Consider the following 18,159-nt stretch of genomic DNA (forward strand, 5'->3'; position numbering starts at 1 on the left):
TCATTTTGAACAATTTCCCCGTCATTTTTTCCATTCCATTTTTCTGCAATCCCTACGGGAATGCTACCAGAAAACGTTTCAGGATCTGTCTGCCACACCAGGAAAGATCCACGGCCTCCACTGTCCAAGCAGCATACAGCCGCTCCCTGCGCCAGATTTCGCCATCCACCAGATAACAGATTTCTCCCACCGTCGTTCCTTCCTTTACCGGTGCCTTCAGTTCTTTCTCTTTCCGGTAGAGAATCTCCACTTTCTCGTCTGCGCGCATAAGCAGGCCTTCCGCTCCTTCCGCCTCCGGATCCAGTTCCACCGCCAGCTGCACTTCTCCTGTCAATTCCTCATCCTGTGCCTCCGTCACCGGGATCGGCATAAGGTACTGTTCCCGTCCGGAAAATTCTTCCTCTCCGAACTTCCGGTAAACAAAATTTTCCAGTCCATATCCAAACAACTCTCTGCTGTCACTCCATTTATAGGTCTTATGATTCGGCCACCCACAGGCCAGAAGTGCCACAATCATACATTTTCCATCCCGTTCCAGTGCTCCCACATAGCAGTACCCCGCCTTGTTCGTAAATCCGGTCTTGCCGGTAAAAGCTCCGTCCATCATCTGCAAAAAGGCATTGTGGTTGTGGCACTGAAAGGAGCGTCCGTTTTCCGTGAAACAATACTCCTGTGTCCGGGTGATCTCCCGGAACAGATCTCTCTGGGAAGACTCTCTGATACAGTACCGTAAAATACAGGCCAGATCCTTTGCTGTGGTATGGTGCTCCTTTTCCAGAATACTCCCGTCAGGTAATGTCAATGTCTCTGTGGCATCCAGCCCGTTGGGAGTGATAAACCAGGTATCCTCGCAGCCGATCTCCACCGCCTTTTCATTCATCGCCTGTGCAAATCTATGTAATGCTGCCTTACTCTCTTCTGTAGTATGCTCCGAAGCCTCTTTCGTCTCACCCAGAAGCTTTCCGCCGATATATTCCGCCAGTGCCGCAGCAGCATCATTATGGCTTTCCAGCATCAGGGAAAACAGCAGTTCTCTTACCGTATAATGCTCCCCCTTTTTCACATAGAGCTTTACCTTGGGCATAGTGGCTGCATAGGCGGAAATACTGACCTCTTCCTCCACCTTTGCATTTTCCAGCACCAGAATGCAGGTCATGATCTTGGTGGTGCTGGCCATTGCCATGGGAGTCTCTTCATTTTTTCCATATAGTACCCGCCCGGAGTCGGCATCCAGAAGCACCGCCGCCTGTGCATACAGGTGTAAATCCTCCTGCAGCTGCCCGGCTTCCTTTTCCTCTGTTTCATGAAAAAGGTGCGTAGCCTGTTCCCGGATTCCCTCGCTGACATACCCCTGCCGACAGAATCCGCCTATACTTTCCAGACACAGAATTCCGGCGAAAAGGGCACAAAAAAAGCCTCGCATAATCATCACTCCCAAAAGAGTCCCTTATTACTATGATTATTATGAGGCTGATTCTTTGTCCTATTCTATTATATGTTTAATGTGAGCTGTACTTCCTGCTCCGCCTGCTGTTTGAATTCCTCCACCTGCACCGGGTTCAGTTCCGGCAGTTCCTCCAGGCTCTTCACACCAAAGCAGCGAAGGAACTGTTCCGTTGTGCCGAACAGCAGAGGTCTTCCGGGAGCATCCAGCCGCCCTAACTCCGTGATCAGATCGTATTCCAACAGCTTATTGATGGCATGATCGCAGCTGACCCCTCTGACTCTCTCGATCTCCAGTCTTGTTACCGGCTGCTTATAGGCAATGATGGACAGGGTCTCCAGAACCGTATCCGTCAATGTCATCTTTCGGGGAGTCTTGGCGATCTTGATCAGGTATTCATACATATCCGACTTGGTACACAGCTGTACCGAATTGTCGAACTGTGTCAGTCCGATGCCACGGTTCTCTTCCTCATACCTCGCCGCCATATCTTTTAAAATGGATTTTGTGGTCTTCACATCCTCTTCGATCACTTCCGCAAGTCTGCTGATCTCCACGGAATCCCCCATGGTAAAAAGGATGGCTTCTATTACTGCTTCTGCTTTACTGCGTTCCATGTTCCGACCTCACTGTATCTTAAACGTTAGATGTAATCATAATATCATCGAATATATTTTCCTGACTGATGTTGATCTTGCCGGTCTTCATCAGCTCCAGAATGATCAGGAAAGTAACGATGACCTCCATTTTGCTGTTCTGCTTCTCCAGAAGCTTTCGGAAACTGAAGGTCTTATGTTCTCTGGCATAAGCTTCCACATACAGCATCTTGATGTCCATATCCACCTCGTCCTTTTCGATATTGCCATACTGGCTGCGGACAGGGTCGATCTTGTCCTCCTGTTTCTTCACAATAGATTTGAATATTTCATGAAGCTTGTTCAAGTTCATATCGCCGATCAGCTCTTCGTAATCGATGGGCTGTCTGTAGGCTTCCACTTCCTTCGGAAGTCTCTGTTCTCTGTACATATTTCTGGCAGCATCCACCTGCCGGTCTCTGAGTTCGAAGGACATATATTTGTACATCTTGTATTCCAACAGCTTCTGTACCAGCTCCGCTCTGGGATCCTCTTCCTCGCCGTCCTCGTTCACTTCCTTGGGCAGCAGCATTTTGCACTTGATATCGATCAGTGTTGCCGCCATTACCAGGAATTCACTCATGACGTTCATATCTTCCCGTTGCATCTGCCTGATGTAATCCAGATACTGGGCCGTGATCTCCACAATAGGAATATCATAGATGTCTATTTTGTTTTTCTCGATCAAATGAAGCAACAGATCCAGAGGACCTTCAAATGCTTCCAGTTTTACAGATATTGCCATGTAATAAAACTCCTATTTCCCCTCATCGCTCCCACCGGCCTCTTCTCCCCCCGGCAGCAGATCCACTTCCAGGACCTCTCCAGGATTGAACAGCCGGATCGGAATCGTATGCATTCCCAGTCCTCTGCTGAGCAGCATTCTGGTTTTCCCCAGTGTGAACTCTCCGCCATCATATTTTGGAAAAAGTCTCACATTGGGAGACACCACGCCTTTTCCCCAGATGGGGACTCTCACCATACCGCCGTGGACATGGCCGGCCAGCACCAGATCTGCTCCCCAGTCCGCGTATTTCGGAAAATAATCCGGATTGTGGGCGATCAGGATCGTATACTTTTCTGCGGAAGGTTGTCCCAACAGACTTTTCAGATACTCCGGATCCATGGGCTGGATCCCGAAGCGCTTGTAATACAGCTTGTCGATCTCCGATCCGTAAATGCAGATCCCGGATTCTTCCAGAACGGTATGTTCATTCACCAGCCTCCGGATTCCGATCTTCTGCAGGGCCTCCTCGTACCGCTCCGCCATATCTCCGTAGTTCTCCGGGTACAGTTTCAAACGGTGTTCATGATTGCCGTTGCCGTAGTAGATCGGATATTTCCCGGCAAGCTTCGTAAGCAGGTCCACCGCCGTCTCCAGACTTGCCTTCGGCTTTGCCGTCAGAATATCTCCGGCGATCAGGATCATGTCCGGCCTTATCTCATCAATGGCCTGCAGCAGGCGCTCATTTTCTTTTCCGTATCTCTTATTGTGCAGATCCGCCAGAACCACTGCCTTAACAGGCTTTTTGATTCTCTGATCTCGCAGGAAATAATGCCGTACCACAAAACGATTGCTGTCGTACAGCATTATCCATACAAGAACCACCAGGATCACTGCGATCACGGTAATCACCACATCCAAATTCTTTGCCCCCATGGTCTATTTCCAGTTAATTGCCAATATGTTCTATAGTATAACATATTTTTCGGGCTTACAAAAGATAAAATTCCATTATTTTAAAGAGGTAGTCCTTGTATACCGCTTTCGCCACATCATTTTCATACAGGATCGGAACGCTTCCGATCTCCACTCCGTTCAACAGATAGACCGCTCTGCCTGCCTCTGCCCCCTTTGCGACAGGCGCCTGTGCCTCCTCCGGTAACTCTATGGTTTTCTTCACTCCGTCCAGCGAATTGCCTTCCGTATCCAGATACCGGAATTCGCTCTGGTATCTGACAGGTACCGTATCTTCCACGCCACCTTCTATCCGAAGGTCCTCCAATACATCCGTATTCTCATCCAGATACAGGTCACTGACATTGAAACCGTAACTTAACAGTGTCTGAGCATCCTTAAAACGTGCCTTGTAGTCTGGGGCTCCCATGACCACGGCAATCAGGTCAATACCATCCTTCGTGGCAGTGGCAGACAGGCAGAATTTAGCCTTGGAGGTGGATCCGGTCTTCAGTCCCGTAGCCCACTGGTACTGTTTCAACAGCTTGTTGGTACTGTTCAGGGTAAATGTAGAGCTGCCCTGTCTGGTCTCATGGGTGATGTCTTCCATCCAGATACCGGTATATTCAAAGACCTGGGGATATTTCACCGTAAGCTCTCTGGACATAATGGCCACATCCATGGCTGTCGTATAGTGTCCGTCGGAATCCGTCAGTCCGCAACAATCCTCGAAATGTGTATCCGCCATTCCCAGTTCTGCCGCCTTTTGATTCATCTGATCCACGAAAGCCTCTTCACCCCCCGCTATGTATTCTGCCACCGCCACACTGGCATCGTTGCCAGAAGCTACAGCAATACATTTGATCATGGTCTCCATGGTCTGTACCTCGTTCTCCGCCAGGAATACCTGGGAGCCTCCCATGGAACTGGCGTAAGCACTGACGGTCACCGGATCCTCCAGTTTTATCTTCCCCTGATCCAATGCCTCGAATGTCAATAGCAATGTCATGATCTTGGTAATACTGGCGGGACTTCTGCGCTCTCTGGCATTCTGTTCAAAGATCACTTTCCCGGTAGAGCTCTCCAGAAGCACGGCACTGGGAGCTTCGATTGCCGCCGGCTCCGCAGATACACTGATCCCGTCCCACCAGAATACCTGTATGCTGACCGTAAAAAGTAAGATCCATGTGAAAATCCTTTTCCTGTTTTTTTGCATAAAAAAGCCACACTCCCTTATCCTTTCTTCTAAAAGATATGGTCGTATGGCCTTGTATATACCTGTAATCCAACCGTCCGAAACACTACAGTCTGGTGATCAGTGCCTGACAGCGTTCCTTCAGGGCTTCACCCTTGCTGCGCACATCGATGTGAAATACTTTGATCAGCTGGACCACATAATCCACAGCTACAATCGCCAGAATTACCTGAATCAAACGGATGCCCACCTGGATCTGTACTCTGTCAATAATGTGATACATGGCATCGTGAACGAACTGTACGATTCCTATTGCATAAAAGCCCCAGGCAACAGTACTTTCCAGGCAGATGATACCACGGTAATTGAAGGGCTTGTTGTTATAATCCCACCAGAGTTCTCCGAGGAAACGGATCATACCGATTCCCACCAGATATTCAAAAGTGGTGGCCAGAATGGCTCCAAGAAAATACAGCTTTACCAGTTTCCCGCGCAGGGGACTTAAAATCAGATATCCCAGCACTCCGCCGAAACCGTAGATCGGGCAAAAAGGGCCCTTGCCGAAGCCACGGTTGGTCAGCTTGTGATTGCAGAAAGACATATAGGTAGATTCCAATGCCCAGCCAAGAATACTGTACAATACAAACGCTGCTAACAGATGATAGATATCTGTTCCCAGTATTTCATAATTCCACATTTTGTTTCCCTCATAAGTACAAAGTCCCCGGTGATTACGCCGAGGACTGTTGTTTTGCATTAGTTATATTTACGTTTTCTTGCTGCTTCAGACTTCTTCTTACGTTTTACGCTAGGCTTCTCGTAATGCTCTCTCTTACGAATCTCCTGCTGGATACCAGCCTTAGCGCAGCTTCTCTTGAAACGACGTAAAGCGCTATCTAAAGTCTCGTTCTCTTTTACGATTACGTTTGACATCTTACACCCGACCTCCCTTCAGTCCCTTCAAGTAACATGACTGACTGGGTTATTCTAATGCGCAGTTGTTCTACACACATTTGATATTATAGCATAAAAAATACATTCGTCAACTACTTTTTTAATTTTTTATTATATTATAGTCTCCGTAGCCCGCATGAAAATAAGGACAAGCAGACTCTAAGCAACCGTCGGTACTTAGCGAGGGTATTTTCCTCGCTTACGTACCGTTACGGTTAAGCGTCCGAAGCGAAAGCGGGTCTGCGGTTCTTATTCTCATGCGAGCTACTGGCTTTAACAAAATCTTATTTAAAAAACTTATCATAAATTCCAAACAGGAAAATAAAGATCACGATCAGGGGCAGTCCATAGGTCAGATAACCGCGCATCCAGTCGTGGACTTTTAAGCCTTTGCCGGTATTTACTTCTGTCTTATAGTTCTCCCATCCCCAGCCGTATCTGGTCACGCAGAACAGCAGGTATACCAGGGATCCTAAGGGAAGGAACAGATTACTTACCAGAAAATCTTCAAAATCCAGTACCGCTCCGCCGAAGACAGCAAAACCATCCCAGCTCCACACATTATACCCCAGTACGCAGGGCACGGACAATGCAATGATCAGGAACAGGTTCACCAGGGAAGATTTCCTGCGGCTGGCACCGGTCAGTTCCATGCCACAGCAGATGATATTCTCGAACACAGCCAGCACCGTGGACAATGCTGCGAACGCCATGAATAGGAAGAATAAACTCCCCCACAGGCGGCCGTAAGGCATGTTGGCGAAAATATTCGGCAGGGTTATGAAAATCAGGCTCGGTCCTGAGGTCTGATCCACCCCATAGGTAAAGCAGGCGGGGAAAATGATCAGTCCTGCGGTAATTGCCACGAAAGTATCCAGTACCACAACTCTGACGGACTCTCCCATCAGAGAATGATCCTTGCCGATGTAGCTTCCAAAGATCGCCATGGCACCAATGCCTAAGCTTAAGGTAAAGAACGCCTGATTCATGGCACCTACCAGTGTAGATACCACACCGACTTCCTGCATACGTCCAAAATCAGGTACCAGATAGAACTTTAGGCCTTCCTTTGCGCCCGTCATGAAGAAGCTATTGATGGCAAGTACTACCATAATGGCAAGCAGTGCGATCATCATGACTTTCGTCACGCGCTCCAGACCGTTCTGCAGGCCACCGGCACATATGACGACACCGATGACTACCACCAGTACCATCCAGAACATCATGACCCCCGGATCTGCCAGCATCCGGGTAAACTGATCCGCTACCGCATCTGCGGAAAGACCGGAAAGTTTACCGGTAGCCGTCATATAAAAATAGTGTAACATCCAGCCTGCTACGGTAGTATAGAACATCATTAACAGATAACAGCCTGCCAGCGTGAAATACCCGTGGATATGCCACTTCTGTCCCGGCTTCTCCAGTGCCTGGTAAGCCTTTACGGGACTTTTCTTACTTGCTCTTCCTACAGCGAACTCCATGGTCATAATCGGCAGACCAAGGATCACCAGGAAAATCAGATAAAACAATACAAATGCGCCACCGCCGCCCTGGCCGGCCATGTACGGGAACTTCCATACATTGCCGATACCAATGGCACAGCCGGCAGACAACAGTATAAAGCCTAAACGGGATTTCAGATTCTCTCGTTCCATTATGCGAGCTGACCCTCCAGTACTTTGGACGCTTCCGCGATCGCTGCGGGAATGCCTGCGGGATTCTTACCGCCGGCCTGCGCCATATTCGGGCGTCCACCGCCGCCACCGCCTACCAGCGCGGCAATTCCCTTGATCAGGTTGCCCGCATGGGCACCGGCCTTTACAGCACCGTCCGTTGCCATAGCGATCATATTTACCTTGCCGTCCTGTGCGGAAAGCAATACAACAACACCTTCGCCAAGCTTATCCTTGAGCTGGTCGCCCAGGTCTCTCAAGCCATTCATATCCACACCGTCTACGCTGGTTGCCAGAAGTTTCGTACCCTTCACTTCCACCACCTGATCAAGTACATCGCCCAGTGCAGATTGCGCCATCTTTGCCTTCAGAGATTCATTCTCTGCATTCAGTGCCTTCAGCTCTGCCTGCATATGCTGGATCTTCTCGGTCAGGGCTGCAGGAGTTGCCTTGGCTGCTGCAGCTGCCTTATTGAAGCTCTCTTCCATTGCCTGATAGTATGCCATGACATTGGCACCGGTCAGTGCTTCAATTCTTCTGACGCCGGCTGCAACACCGCTCTCGGACAGGATCTTGAAATAGCCGATCTCTCCGGTGTGCTTTACATGGGTACCACCGCACAGTTCCCTGGAGAAATCTCCCATAGATACCACGCGGACGGTCTCACCGTATTTTTCACCAAACAGAGCCATAGCTCCGCTCTTCTTCGCATCTTCGATGTTCATGACATCGGTAACGACTGCAATATCCTCTGCGATCTTCTCATTGACCAGAGCCTCTACCTTAGCGAGCTCTTCCGCAGTCATAGCCTGTCCGTGGCTGAAGTCAAAACGGGTTCTTGCGCCGTCCTGGTAAGAACCCTGCTGTTCTACATGATCACCCAGTACGATCTGCAGTGCCTTCTGTAACAGATGGGTTGCAGAATGGTTCTTACATACGCTCTTTCTGTTGTCGGTATTCACTGCCAGCTCTGCCTTGTCTCCCACAGTAACTGTTCCGGATACGACCTTACCCACATGTCCGATGCGTCCGCCTGCGATCTTCACGGTCTCAGTCACTTCAAAAGTACCGTTTTCGGTGCGGATCACACCAAAGTCACCCTTCTGTCCGCCCATGGTAGCATAGAACGGAGTCACATCGGTGATCAGTGTACCGGTCTCACCTATCTTTAAGGTGTTTACCAGTTCAGTCTCGGTGGCCAGTGCTACTACCTTTCCTTCTGCGGTCAGTTTATCATAACCTACAAATTCACTGGTGATCTTGTCATCCAGTCCATCGAATACACCTGCTGCAGTGGTAAGCTTCTGGGAGAAGTTCTGTCCTTCTCTTGCCTTCTGCTTCTGCTCTTCCATGGCAGCGGCAAAGCCTTCCTCATCTACGGTCAGATTCTCTTCCTGTGCCAGCTCTACAGTCAGCTCCAGAGGGAATCCGAAGGTATCGTATAAGTAGAATGCGGACTTGCCGTCGATCTGCTTTTTACCTTCACTTCTCTTCTGCTCCAGAATCTTGTGCAGCTCCTTCATGCCGTTCTCCAGAGTGCTCTCGAAGCGGGCGATCTCTTTCTGCAGCTCGCTTAAGATGAATTCGCGGTTCTTCTTCATCAGAGGATAGCTTTCTGCATAGATCTCATCAATATATATAGCGGCAATGTGCAGCAGCTGCTCTGTGGTCATGTTTAAAGTACGTCCGTGTCTTACTGCACGACGGATCAGACGACGGAGAATATAGCCGGCACCGGTATTGGAGGGAAGCAGCTTCGCCTCATCACCGATCAGCATCACTCCGGTACGCAGATGGTCTGCCAGAATACGCATGGATCTGGTCAGCTTCTCATCCGCATTGTATTTCACACCGGAAACCTCTTCAATGTAAGCGATCACCGGAGAAAACAGGTCTGTCTGGTATACATCTCTGGTACCGTTTAAGAATGCCAGAATACGCTCCAGTCCCCAGCCGGTATCTACGTTCTTCTGCTTTAAAGGAGTCAGATGACCGTCATGATGCTTCTCATACTGCATGAATACATCATTACCCAGCTCGGTGTATTTGCCACAGTCACAGCCGGGGCCGCAGTTCGGTCCGCAATCCGGTCTGTCAGCGATATAGAACATCTCACTGTCGGGACCGCAGGGGCCGTATTCCAGTCCCCACCAGTTGTCATCGGCAGGCAGATAATATACATTCTCCTTCTTGAAACCGGAAGCGATACGGTAGTGTGCGCCTTCCTCATCTCTGGGTGCATTCTCGTCACCGGCAAATACAGTAGCAGCCAGATGATCCGCATCAAATCCGAACACCTGGGTCAGTAGTTCGAAACTCCACTGGCAACGCTCTTTCTTGAAATAATCTCCCAGGCTCCAGCTTCCCATCATCTCGAAGAAAGTCACATGGCTCTTGTCACCTACGGAATCGATATCGTTGGTACGAACGCAGCCCTGCACATTGCAGAGTCTGGTACCCAGAGGGTGCTTCTGTCCCAGCAGATAAGGCATCAGCGGCTGCATACCGGCAACGTTAAACATAACACCGGTGGAACCGTCGGATACTAAGGATACTGCCCCCACATCTACGTGGCCACGGTCTATATAAAATTGTTTCCAGGCTTTTCTCAGTTCATCAGAAGTGAATTGTCTCATTCTCTCGGTCTCCTTGTCTCAATAATTACATCTTTCGGAAAATAAACCTACATTTCTACATTATAATGTTATCGTTTCGCCGCGTCAAGGATAAAACATCACTCATCCTCGTCTTCCAGGATCTCGTTCAATGCCTCTCTGGCCTCCTCGATCTCCTCTTTTTTGCCCTTTTTCAATGCAGCCTCGAAAACAGTGATATAACGATCCAGTTCTTTTCTCCGGTCTCCCAGTGCTTCCTCATACATCCGCTCCGCTCTGAGAAGCACCAGACGGTTCTCCTCCAGGTCTCTGGGCTGGATCTTCAGGTAGGACAATTCTTCCATTCGCTTCTGGATCTCATCATCCGTCATCTGGTTGTCCTGTCCCTTGATGATCATTTTCTGGGTCAGTCCGGTGGATACCACCTTGACTTCCACTTCCAGCAGGGAATTGATGTCATAGGTGTAAGTCACATCCACGGCTTCACTGCCCCTGGGCCCTTTGGGAACATCAATGTCCAGTTCTCCCAGAAACAGATTATTTCTGGCGAAACGGCTCTCTCCCTGCAGTACCCGGACGCGCACCTTGTCCTGATTGTCTCTGACAGTGTACAACTGCTCCGTATGACTGGCGGGGATCACGGTGTTGCGCTCAATGATGGGACAGAAACGGCCGTCTTCAAATTTGCCTTCCTCGTATTCCACCACAACTTCCGTTCCTAATGTAAAGGAGCATACATCCGTCAGAATGACTTCCTTTACCTCCGCCCGGCGTTCCTTCATGGCCGCCTGGATCGCCGCGCCCAGTGCCACGGCTTCGTCCGGGTTCAGTCTTGTATCCGGGAATTTGCGGAACAGCCTGATCAGGAAATCCCTGACCACCGACAGTCTGGTGGCTCCGCCGATCAGCAATACCTCATCGATGTCCGACAGCTTCAGTCCTGCATCCGTCAGACTCTTCTTCACCGGTTCCCTGATCTTCATTAACAGTTCTTCGCACTCTTCCTCATATTCTTTTAAGGCGATCTCTGACGTTTTGTTCTCTTCACCCAGCATAAGTTCCATGGTCACCGCAGTCTGATCACTGATTCCCCGCTTGGCTTCTTCTGCCTTTTTATAGAGACGCACCTGTTCTTTCTCCGACAGATCCTTATAATGCAGTCCTGTCTTTTGCAGAAAAAGTTTCGACATCACTTCCGTGAAATCTTCACCGCCAAGATAATTGTCTCCGGCTACCGCCCGCACCTCCAGAATATTGTGATACAGCTCCAGAATGGAGACATCAAAAGTTCCGCCGCCCAGGTCAAATACCAGAAATCTGGTGTCTTTTTCTTTTTCGTACAGGCCGTAGGCCACCGCCGCTGCGGTAGGCTCCGAGATCATACGCTCCACCTTCAGCCCGGCCAGTTCTCCGGCCCGCTTGGTGGCTTTTCTTCTCTTGTCGTCAAAATAGGCCGGTACACTGATCACGGCCTCTGTGACTTCTTCCCCCAGATAGGCTTCCGCATCTTCTTTCAGATAACGCAGGATCATGCTGGACAATTCTTCTGGACGGAACTTTTTGCCGGACAGGTCATAAGTGCGATCCGTTCCCATGCTGCGCTTAAATGCCTGCGCCACACTGTCGGGATAGAGGTTTCTGCGTTCCTGTGCCGTCTCCCCCACATAGACATTGCCGTTCTCATCCACGCTGACCACAGAGGGGGTCAGATGTTTTCCCAGACGGTTGGGGATGATCACAGGTCCTTCCTCCGTAAATACTGCCACCAGACTGTTGGTGGTTCCCAAATCGATTCCGACTATCATATGTTTTCTTCTCTCTTCATTTTAATTTTTTACTTCTTCCCGAACAGCCTCTGCCAGAATCCCCGTTTCTCCGGCTGCGGCTTTTCCTTGTGAAAAGCGGCTACGGCAGGATCCGTATCCTTCGTCACCTGTTCCGAATGATACCGGTGCCAGATGGCCTGCAATCCCATTCCGGGATGTTCCTGCATCTGCTCTTTCAGCCGCTCCAGTGCTTCTTTCTCCCGGCCCTTTTTCAGCATCTGCAGTATCCGTACCATCTCCAGTTCCTCGCAGACGGGATGTACACAGCCATGGCAGAAGGAACAGTCTTTGTCCAGTTGCAGGAGCGTATCCTGTTCCTCATCGGTGGCCGTATAATATCCCGCCAGATATTCGTGTACGATCCGAAGCTTCGGATATTTCAGATACACATCCTTGCCGCTTTTATCTTCTCTTTCCATGCAGGCTTTCAACGCCTGTGCATAGTCAGCACCTTTCTTCTTATCTCCGTACAGGATGCATGCCAGGATCAGGTCCGCAATGTCATCCTTTTTGCTGAGATCCTCCTTATGGAAGATCAGTGCCTTATCCATATTCTCGATGGCCACCTTTCCGGAACCACAGATCAGCCCATACCATCCCAGATGGAAAAAGTAATCTTCGAAATACTTCTGGGTATTCCCGGTATTTTTTCCAAGCAGTTCGATCTTCTCCGGCCACGATGTCAGAATATTTCCGGCGATCGTCTTTTCCCCGCACCAGACACACAGATCCAGCTTTTCTCCTGCCGCATCCAGTACATTGACGAATGCCTTCTCCAGAACTTTTAATCCCTCCGTAGTCTTGTCATTGCAGGCCAGACATCTGGCGAAATCCCTCATACGGTTCCGGTCCCGATCTCCGGCACTTCCCGTCATCTCACGGTATCTCCGGTAAAACTGTTCCGCCATTTCCGTATTGCCCAGCAAAAAATAAATTTCTGCCTGTTCCGCAATCAGTTCCGGCCAGGCATGATTCTGTGTTCCGCTCTTTTCATAGAAAAATACACATTTTCTCAGGCAGATCATGGCTTCATCGTATTTGCCGCGGCATCTGTGGATCCGTGCCAGTCCTTTCCAGGCAAAAGGATTGGCCGGGTTCGTGGAAAGCGCCTTTTCATAATCCGCTTTTGCCGCCTCCAGACAGCCTGCCGCATTATGAAAATCTCCCCGCTCCACCAGTAAAAATTCACAAGGGTAGGCATACAGATATTCCGTAATGATCGGAAGTCCTCTCCGGTAAAATATGGTCTTGCCCGCTTCCAGTTTGCTCAGATATTCCTTCCGGAATTTATCTATGGCGTCGTTCATCTGTTCCTGGGGAAGCCCCGTATTGGTCAGCTGCCATTCATAGGCATCCAGGATCACACTTTTGACATTATTATCCTTCGCCTGTTGTAACAGTTCCTTCAGTTCCTCCGGATGTGTCAGATCCATGTACACCTTTGCCATCATTTCATAGGCCTTGACATAGGTTGGAAAATAATTTAGACAGGCTCTGCCGTTCTGGATCACCCCTGCTGCATTCCACTGCCTCTTCGCCGCTTCCAGTTCGTTGGCATATGCAGCGTAAACCTGATAATCCCCGATCAGTTTCTGGGATATCTCCGCACAGCGTTCATACTCTTCCATCTCCACATAGATCTGTGCCTTTTCGATCAGCATACCGATATCCTTCGGTGTTCCGGTCTCGGCTTTTTCCGCTTCCGCAATGGCTTCGGCGAATTTTTCCGGCTGTACATAGCCATGAGCCCGATAGCACTGCATCCGGATCATATGTGACTGTCGGATCCGGTCTCTGTCTTTTTCCTCTTCTTCGGCATCCGTATCCCGGAGGATCTTTTTCTCCAGGCTTTCTTCCCATTTGGCTGCCATGGAAATTGCCTTCTCATATTCTGCCGCTTCTGCCAGCAGTTTTGTCATAAGTCCCAGATATTCCTCACGCCTGTCCGCAGGAACTTTTGCTTCCAGCTCCCTGACCGTGCGGATTCCCAGATCGGTCCTGCCATCCTGCAGATAACACCAGCCCAGATCCAGTCCCAGACCGGGATCATGGTTCTGCGCATATTCCCGTTTCATTTCCCGTTCCAGTTCGGTGTTGATCTTCTGCAGTGTCTCCAGAAATGTGTCGTCTCCGCCTACGGAAAGAATCTCTTCCGCACATTTTTTTGCCTCTTTATAGTTCCCCTGCTCATAATACCAGTCCGTCAGACGCAGGTTCGCCATGTAGTGTTTCGGCAGCTTCTCCCGAAGACTCCCATAAATAGCAGCCGCTTCTACGCGCCCTTCATTTCTCCACAGTATTTCCGCCGTATTGTAAGCGATCAGATCATCCTCCGGATATTTTGCAGACAGTTTCTTTAACAAAGTAATGGCTTCTGCGGTCTGTCCCTTTCCTTCATAGAGGGACGCACGGCAGATCTCCATAACAGGGTGGGTAATCCCCAGAGCATCCCCACATCCGATCATCTGCTCCGCTTCCTGTAATTTTTTCTCCTGCAGCGCCTGATAAGCTCTGTCATAATATTGCAGAAACTGATCGTAATCCGCATCTTCCGCACCACGGAACTCGGAAAAATCCACTTCTTCCCCGGATTCGCACTTATGTACCATATAGCTTACAAACTGTGCCGGAAAGCGCTCTCTGAAGGCCCCCGCATTCTGTACAATGTGGATTTTCTCATCCAGAAGCTTCCAGATTGCGGTCGGCAGCTTATAATGTTCCATCAGAAAACGAAGCAGATAAGTGGTGCAGTTTTCCTCTTCCTCCAGAGAAAGAAAGTCATCCGCCTCAAAAAGCGCTTTCCATTTTTCCGCATCACAGCGGTCCGTAATATTCTCATAGACCTTCCGAACACCACGTACCCACTGTCCTGCCGGAGTATCGTCCTCCAGCGTTGGTTCCGCCTCCTCGTTCTCTTCTGCATCCGGCGTTCCGGCATAGCGGCAGGCCTCCTCATAAGCCGTCCGCAGTCGCTTGAAGCCTTCCGGATCATCCTCCGGATTCGTTACCGCCAGTTTGTCACGATAAGCATTCTTCAGTGCCCTTTCGTCTTTTGTCTGTTCGATTCCCAGAATCTGAAACACTTCGATCGGTTCCACGCTGTCCCCTCCACTGTAAGTATCAAACTTTTCGTACCAATAGAAAAAGATATAGAAAAGGAGCAGAAAAATCTTTCTGCTCCTGAATAGTGATCTTAGAATGTAAACTTATCTGCAAAGTAAGCATCCAGATCTGCGATAGCAACACGCTCCTGCTCCATGGAATCACGGAAACGTACGGTAACGCAGCCATCTGTCTCGGAATCAAAATCGTAAGTTACGCAGAAAGGAGTTCCGATCTCGTCCTGACGACGATATCTCTTACCAATGTTTCCTCTGTCATCAAATTCACAGTTGTATTTCTTGGAAAGCTCTGCGTAGATCTTCTCCGCACCCTCATTCAGTTTCTTGGACAGAGGCAATACACCGATCTTCACGGGTGCCAGTGCCGGATGGAAACGAAGCACAGTACGCATATCTCCGCCCTCTAACTCTTCCTCATCGTAAGCAGCGCACAGAAAAGCCAGAACAACTCTGTCCGCACCCAGGGAAGGCTCGATAACGTAAGGAATATACTTCTCCTTCTTCTCATCATCAAAGTAAGACATATCCTCACCGGAGGTATTGGCATGCTGGGTCAGATCGTAATCGGTTCTGTCCGCAATACCCCACAGCTCGCCCCAGCCGAAGGGGAACAGGAACTCTATATCGGTAGTTCCCTTACTGTAGAAGCACAGCTCCTCGGGAGAATGATCACGAAGTCTCATTTCATTCTCTTTGATGCCTAAGGACAGCAGCCAGTCACGGCAGAAGCCTCTCCAATACTGGAACCACTCCATATCGGTACCCGGCTCACAGAAGAACTCCAGCTCCATCTGCTCGAACTCTCTGGTACGGAAAGTGAAGTTACCGGGTGTGATCTCATTACGGAAGGACTTACCGATCTGTCCGATACCGAAAGGAATCTTCTTACGGGAAGTTCTCTGTACATTTTTAAAGTTAACGAAAATACCCTGTGCAGTCTCGGGTCTTAAGTAAACGGTGTTCTTGGCATCCTCGGTAACACCCTGGAAGGTCTTGAACATCAGGTTGAACTGACGGATATCGGTAAAGTTATGCTTGCCGCAGGTAGGGCAGGGAACATTATGCTCTTCGATGAAATTCTTCATCTCTTCCTGGCTCCAGCCGTCTACACTGCCTTCGATGGCAATACCGTTCTCCTCACAGAAATCCTCGATCAGCTTATCCGCACGGAAACGCTCATGACATTCCTTACAATCCATCAGAGGGTCGGAGAAACCGCCCAGATGTCCGCTGGCTACCCATGTCTGGGGGTTCATCAGGATTGCACAGTCCACACCTACATTATAGGGGCTCTCCTGAATAAACTTCTGCCACCATGCCTTTTTCACATTGTTCTTCAGCTCTACGCCAAGGTTACCGTAATCCCATGTATTTGCCAGGCCTCCGTAAATCTCGGAACCGGGATATACAAAACCTCTTGCCTTCGCCAGGGCTACGATCTTCTCCATTGTTTTTTCCATGTCAGTACCAAACCTTTCTTGCTCTATATTTGTATTGCTGTATAACTTACTTTTTCATCAGTATCGTAACAACACCGTCGGACTGTGACGCATCCACATAACCGTCCTCTCCCATGACAACTCCCTCACTGAGATACAGCACCGGGTAGGGACAATAAATATATGCGCTTGCATTCGTAATGATCATGTGGTTCTTATCCAGAGCCTTGTTCAGCTTCTGCTCCTCCGCCGGCGTACCGTCTGCGGCACTTACCAGTCCCAGATCCACGCTGATCCCCTCGGCCAGTGCTTCCACTCTGGTTCCATAGAACAGCTCCTGTTCGTTATAATCCGCATAACTCTCCGTATCGGTGAATTCCTGCACCACCTGAACCGTAGCGCCGTCTCCCAGCATCTGCACTGTCTTCACAGCCATAGGGGGTTCTGCTGCATCCCCATGTGCGGCGTTAAATTCCTCTGCTTCTTCCTGTACCATCTGTGTAAGGCCGTCCAGACTGTAGAAATCCTTGTCAAACGTATTCACCAGATAGGATTCTACTTTTCCATCCTTCTCCACCACCAGAGAAGTATTCACCACCGTCTCCGGAAACTTTGCTACCTTGCCACAACCGGCCAGGGACAGCATCAGAACACCTGACAGCATTGCCGAAATAACCTTTTTTGTGATATTGTGCCTCATAAATGAGTCTCCTTTTTTGGCATCAGCCATATCCGATTTTAACATAGAGTTTTGAGTATTTCAAGACTTTTGAACGACCTGTCCATGAAACGTTTCCGATATTCCGAGGCAATTCCCCTCAGTTCGTCAAGAACTTTGTCCGATACCGTAAATGTATATAATTTTTCTATGGGACTTTGTGCTATGTAGCTTAAGGCATACAGGGTGGATTCCTCCAGTCTGCGGCCTGCCGGCGGCCCGGGGTACTCTCCGTTCACTGCAATTGCTTTCAGTTCAAAGATACTGCGTACCAGTTCGTTGGGCAGTGCCGGAGCACACAATGCCCTGAGAGACTGATACACTAACTTCAACATCTCCCGTTCATCGTTATTTTCTCTGCAATAAAAGTCCGCCACTTCCGCAAAGTACATGCCATAGCAGGCTCCAATATAATCTGTCAAAAGTTCCGGGAAAAAATTCTGGATATCCGCTTCGGATATGGTATAAGATGTTCTCCCCTCATAGAGGCGAAAGGTACCAAAAGCAAAAGGGTTGGTCGCTGCCGCAAGTCGGTTACCGGGCTTTCTGGCCCCTCTGGCAAAAGCAGTGATCTTCCCTTTTTCTCTGGTAAGCAGGCATACACGCCTGTCATATTCACCGAAAGGTGTCTGTTTTAATACAATTCCCGTTACATACAGGGATTCCTGCATGATCCATCCTCCCCTGCGGACAGGTCTGTACGCCCCTCCGCTCTGCAATCCACCAGGGGGCTTTTACATTCCGCACCAGCAAAAGGTTCCTCCTTTCCCGCGCTCTGCAGGTATTTCAGGTAATCCTCCACTCTGCCGGTATGTTCAAATTGCTGCCAGTAATTCGTGAATTGCATCTTACGCATCCCC

The 18,159-nt window shown here is 49.5% G+C and carries 15 protein-coding genes; all 15 read right to left on the reverse strand.

Features of this window, described 5'->3' with window-relative positions; genetic code table 11:
* Positions 1–52: 52 nt before the first annotated feature.
* The 15 genes from DW835_RS00260 to DW835_RS00330 all read right to left on the reverse strand — a co-directional run bounded on the left by DW835_RS00260 (position 53) and on the right by DW835_RS00330 (position 18,146).
* A complete protein-coding gene (locus DW835_RS00260) occupies positions 53–1,423 on the reverse strand; it encodes a D-alanyl-D-alanine carboxypeptidase family protein (protein WP_181968601.1) in 1,371 nt (456 codons plus the stop codon).
* A gap of 68 nt (positions 1,424–1,491) precedes the next feature.
* Positions 1,492–2,061, reverse strand: a complete 570-nt coding sequence (gene scpB, locus DW835_RS00265) for an SMC-Scp complex subunit ScpB (protein ID WP_022313389.1) — start codon at positions 2,059–2,061, stop codon at positions 1,492–1,494.
* 19 nt (positions 2,062–2,080) lie between these two features.
* On the reverse strand, positions 2,081–2,824 hold the full coding sequence (locus tag DW835_RS00270; RefSeq protein WP_022313388.1) for a segregation/condensation protein A: 744 nt from the start codon (positions 2,822–2,824) through the stop codon (positions 2,081–2,083).
* Between the two features lie 12 nt (positions 2,825–2,836).
* Complete coding sequence (locus DW835_RS00275; protein ID WP_022313387.1) at positions 2,837–3,739, reverse strand: metallophosphoesterase; 903 nt, start codon at positions 3,737–3,739, stop codon at positions 2,837–2,839.
* Positions 3,740–3,794: 55 nt separating this feature from the next.
* The gene (locus DW835_RS00280) at positions 3,795–4,973 is read right to left on the reverse strand and encodes a D-alanyl-D-alanine carboxypeptidase family protein (protein ID WP_118537223.1); all 1,179 of its coding nucleotides are present in this window, start codon (positions 4,971–4,973) and stop codon (positions 3,795–3,797) included.
* A gap of 85 nt (positions 4,974–5,058) precedes the next feature.
* Positions 5,059–5,649, reverse strand: coding sequence for a putative ABC transporter permease (locus DW835_RS00285; protein ID WP_117464953.1), 591 nt, complete (start codon positions 5,647–5,649; stop codon positions 5,059–5,061).
* 59 nt (positions 5,650–5,708) lie between these two features.
* Positions 5,709–5,885 (reverse strand): 30S ribosomal protein S21, encoded by a 177-nt coding sequence (rpsU, locus tag DW835_RS00290; RefSeq protein WP_016290398.1) that lies wholly within the window; start codon positions 5,883–5,885, stop codon positions 5,709–5,711.
* 305 nt (positions 5,886–6,190) lie between these two features.
* Entirely contained in the window at positions 6,191–7,561 is a 1,371-nt protein-coding gene (locus DW835_RS00295) for a sodium-dependent transporter (RefSeq protein ID WP_118730454.1), read from the reverse strand.
* Positions 7,561–10,215 carry an alanine--tRNA ligase gene (gene alaS / locus DW835_RS00300; protein WP_118730455.1) on the reverse strand — a complete coding sequence of 885 codons (2,655 nt, stop codon included), beginning with the start codon at positions 10,213–10,215 and terminating at the stop codon, positions 7,561–7,563. Before alaS ends, DW835_RS00295 begins: the two co-directional genes overlap by 1 nt.
* Before the next feature lie 98 nt (positions 10,216–10,313).
* Positions 10,314–11,999 carry a molecular chaperone HscC gene (locus DW835_RS00305; protein ID WP_118730456.1) on the reverse strand — a complete coding sequence of 562 codons (1,686 nt, stop codon included), beginning with the start codon at positions 11,997–11,999 and terminating at the stop codon, positions 10,314–10,316.
* 29 nt (positions 12,000–12,028) lie between these two features.
* Positions 12,029–15,118, reverse strand: coding sequence for a tetratricopeptide repeat protein (locus DW835_RS00310; protein ID WP_118730457.1), 3,090 nt, complete (start codon positions 15,116–15,118; stop codon positions 12,029–12,031).
* Between the two features lie 95 nt (positions 15,119–15,213).
* A complete protein-coding gene (locus DW835_RS00315) occupies positions 15,214–16,602 on the reverse strand; it encodes a glycine--tRNA ligase (protein WP_118730458.1) in 1,389 nt (462 codons plus the stop codon).
* A 46-nt stretch (positions 16,603–16,648) separates the two neighbouring features.
* On the reverse strand, positions 16,649–17,281 hold the full coding sequence (locus DW835_RS00320) for a hypothetical protein (protein WP_118546249.1): 633 nt from the start codon (positions 17,279–17,281) through the stop codon (positions 16,649–16,651).
* A 38-nt stretch (positions 17,282–17,319) separates the two neighbouring features.
* The gene (recO, locus tag DW835_RS00325) at positions 17,320–17,970 is read right to left on the reverse strand and encodes a DNA repair protein RecO (RefSeq protein WP_118730459.1); all 651 of its coding nucleotides are present in this window, start codon (positions 17,968–17,970) and stop codon (positions 17,320–17,322) included.
* Entirely contained in the window at positions 17,949–18,146 is a 198-nt protein-coding gene (locus DW835_RS00330) for a hypothetical protein (RefSeq protein ID WP_147353682.1), read from the reverse strand. Before DW835_RS00330 ends, recO begins: the two co-directional genes overlap by 22 nt.
* Between the last annotated feature and the right edge of the window lie 13 nt (positions 18,147–18,159).

This window comes from Clostridium sp. AM34-9AC (genome assembly GCF_003480225.1).
GTDB classification, from domain to species: domain Bacteria; phylum Bacillota; class Clostridia; order Lachnospirales; family Lachnospiraceae; genus Acetatifactor; species Acetatifactor acetigignens.

What these genes read in the sequence shown, in the direction of transcription:
- DW835_RS00315 (WP_118730458.1), bottom strand. Translation starts at nt 16,602, where the DNA reads ATGGAAAAAACAATGGAGAAGATCGTAGCCCTGGCGAAGGCAAGAGGT.
- DW835_RS00275 (WP_022313387.1), bottom strand. Translation starts at nt 3,739, where the DNA reads ATGGGGGCAAAGAATTTGGATGTGGTGATTACCGTGATCGCAGTGATC.
- DW835_RS00295 (WP_118730454.1), bottom strand. Translation starts at nt 7,561, where the DNA reads ATGGAACGAGAGAATCTGAAATCCCGTTTAGGCTTTATACTGTTGTCT.
- DW835_RS00305 (WP_118730456.1), bottom strand. Translation starts at nt 11,999, where the DNA reads ATGATAGTCGGAATCGATTTGGGAACCACCAACAGTCTGGTGGCAGTA.
- recO (WP_118730459.1), bottom strand. Translation starts at nt 17,970, where the DNA reads ATGCAGGAATCCCTGTATGTAACGGGAATTGTATTAAAACAGACACCT.
- DW835_RS00280 (WP_118537223.1), bottom strand. Translation starts at nt 4,973, where the DNA reads ATGCAAAAAAACAGGAAAAGGATTTTCACATGGATCTTACTTTTTACG.
- scpB (WP_022313389.1), bottom strand. Translation starts at nt 2,061, where the DNA reads ATGGAACGCAGTAAAGCAGAAGCAGTAATAGAAGCCATCCTTTTTACC.
- rpsU (WP_016290398.1), bottom strand. Translation starts at nt 5,885, where the DNA reads ATGTCAAACGTAATCGTAAAAGAGAACGAGACTTTAGATAGCGCTTTA.
- DW835_RS00270 (WP_022313388.1), bottom strand. Translation starts at nt 2,824, where the DNA reads ATGGCAATATCTGTAAAACTGGAAGCATTTGAAGGTCCTCTGGATCTG.
- DW835_RS00330 (WP_147353682.1), bottom strand. Translation starts at nt 18,146, where the DNA reads ATGCAATTCACGAATTACTGGCAGCAATTTGAACATACCGGCAGAGTG.
- DW835_RS00260 (WP_181968601.1), bottom strand. Translation starts at nt 1,423, where the DNA reads ATGCGAGGCTTTTTTTGTGCCCTTTTCGCCGGAATTCTGTGTCTGGAA.
- DW835_RS00320 (WP_118546249.1), bottom strand. Translation starts at nt 17,281, where the DNA reads ATGAGGCACAATATCACAAAAAAGGTTATTTCGGCAATGCTGTCAGGT.
- alaS (WP_118730455.1), bottom strand. Translation starts at nt 10,215, where the DNA reads ATGAGACAATTCACTTCTGATGAACTGAGAAAAGCCTGGAAACAATTT.
- DW835_RS00285 (WP_117464953.1), bottom strand. Translation starts at nt 5,649, where the DNA reads ATGTGGAATTATGAAATACTGGGAACAGATATCTATCATCTGTTAGCA.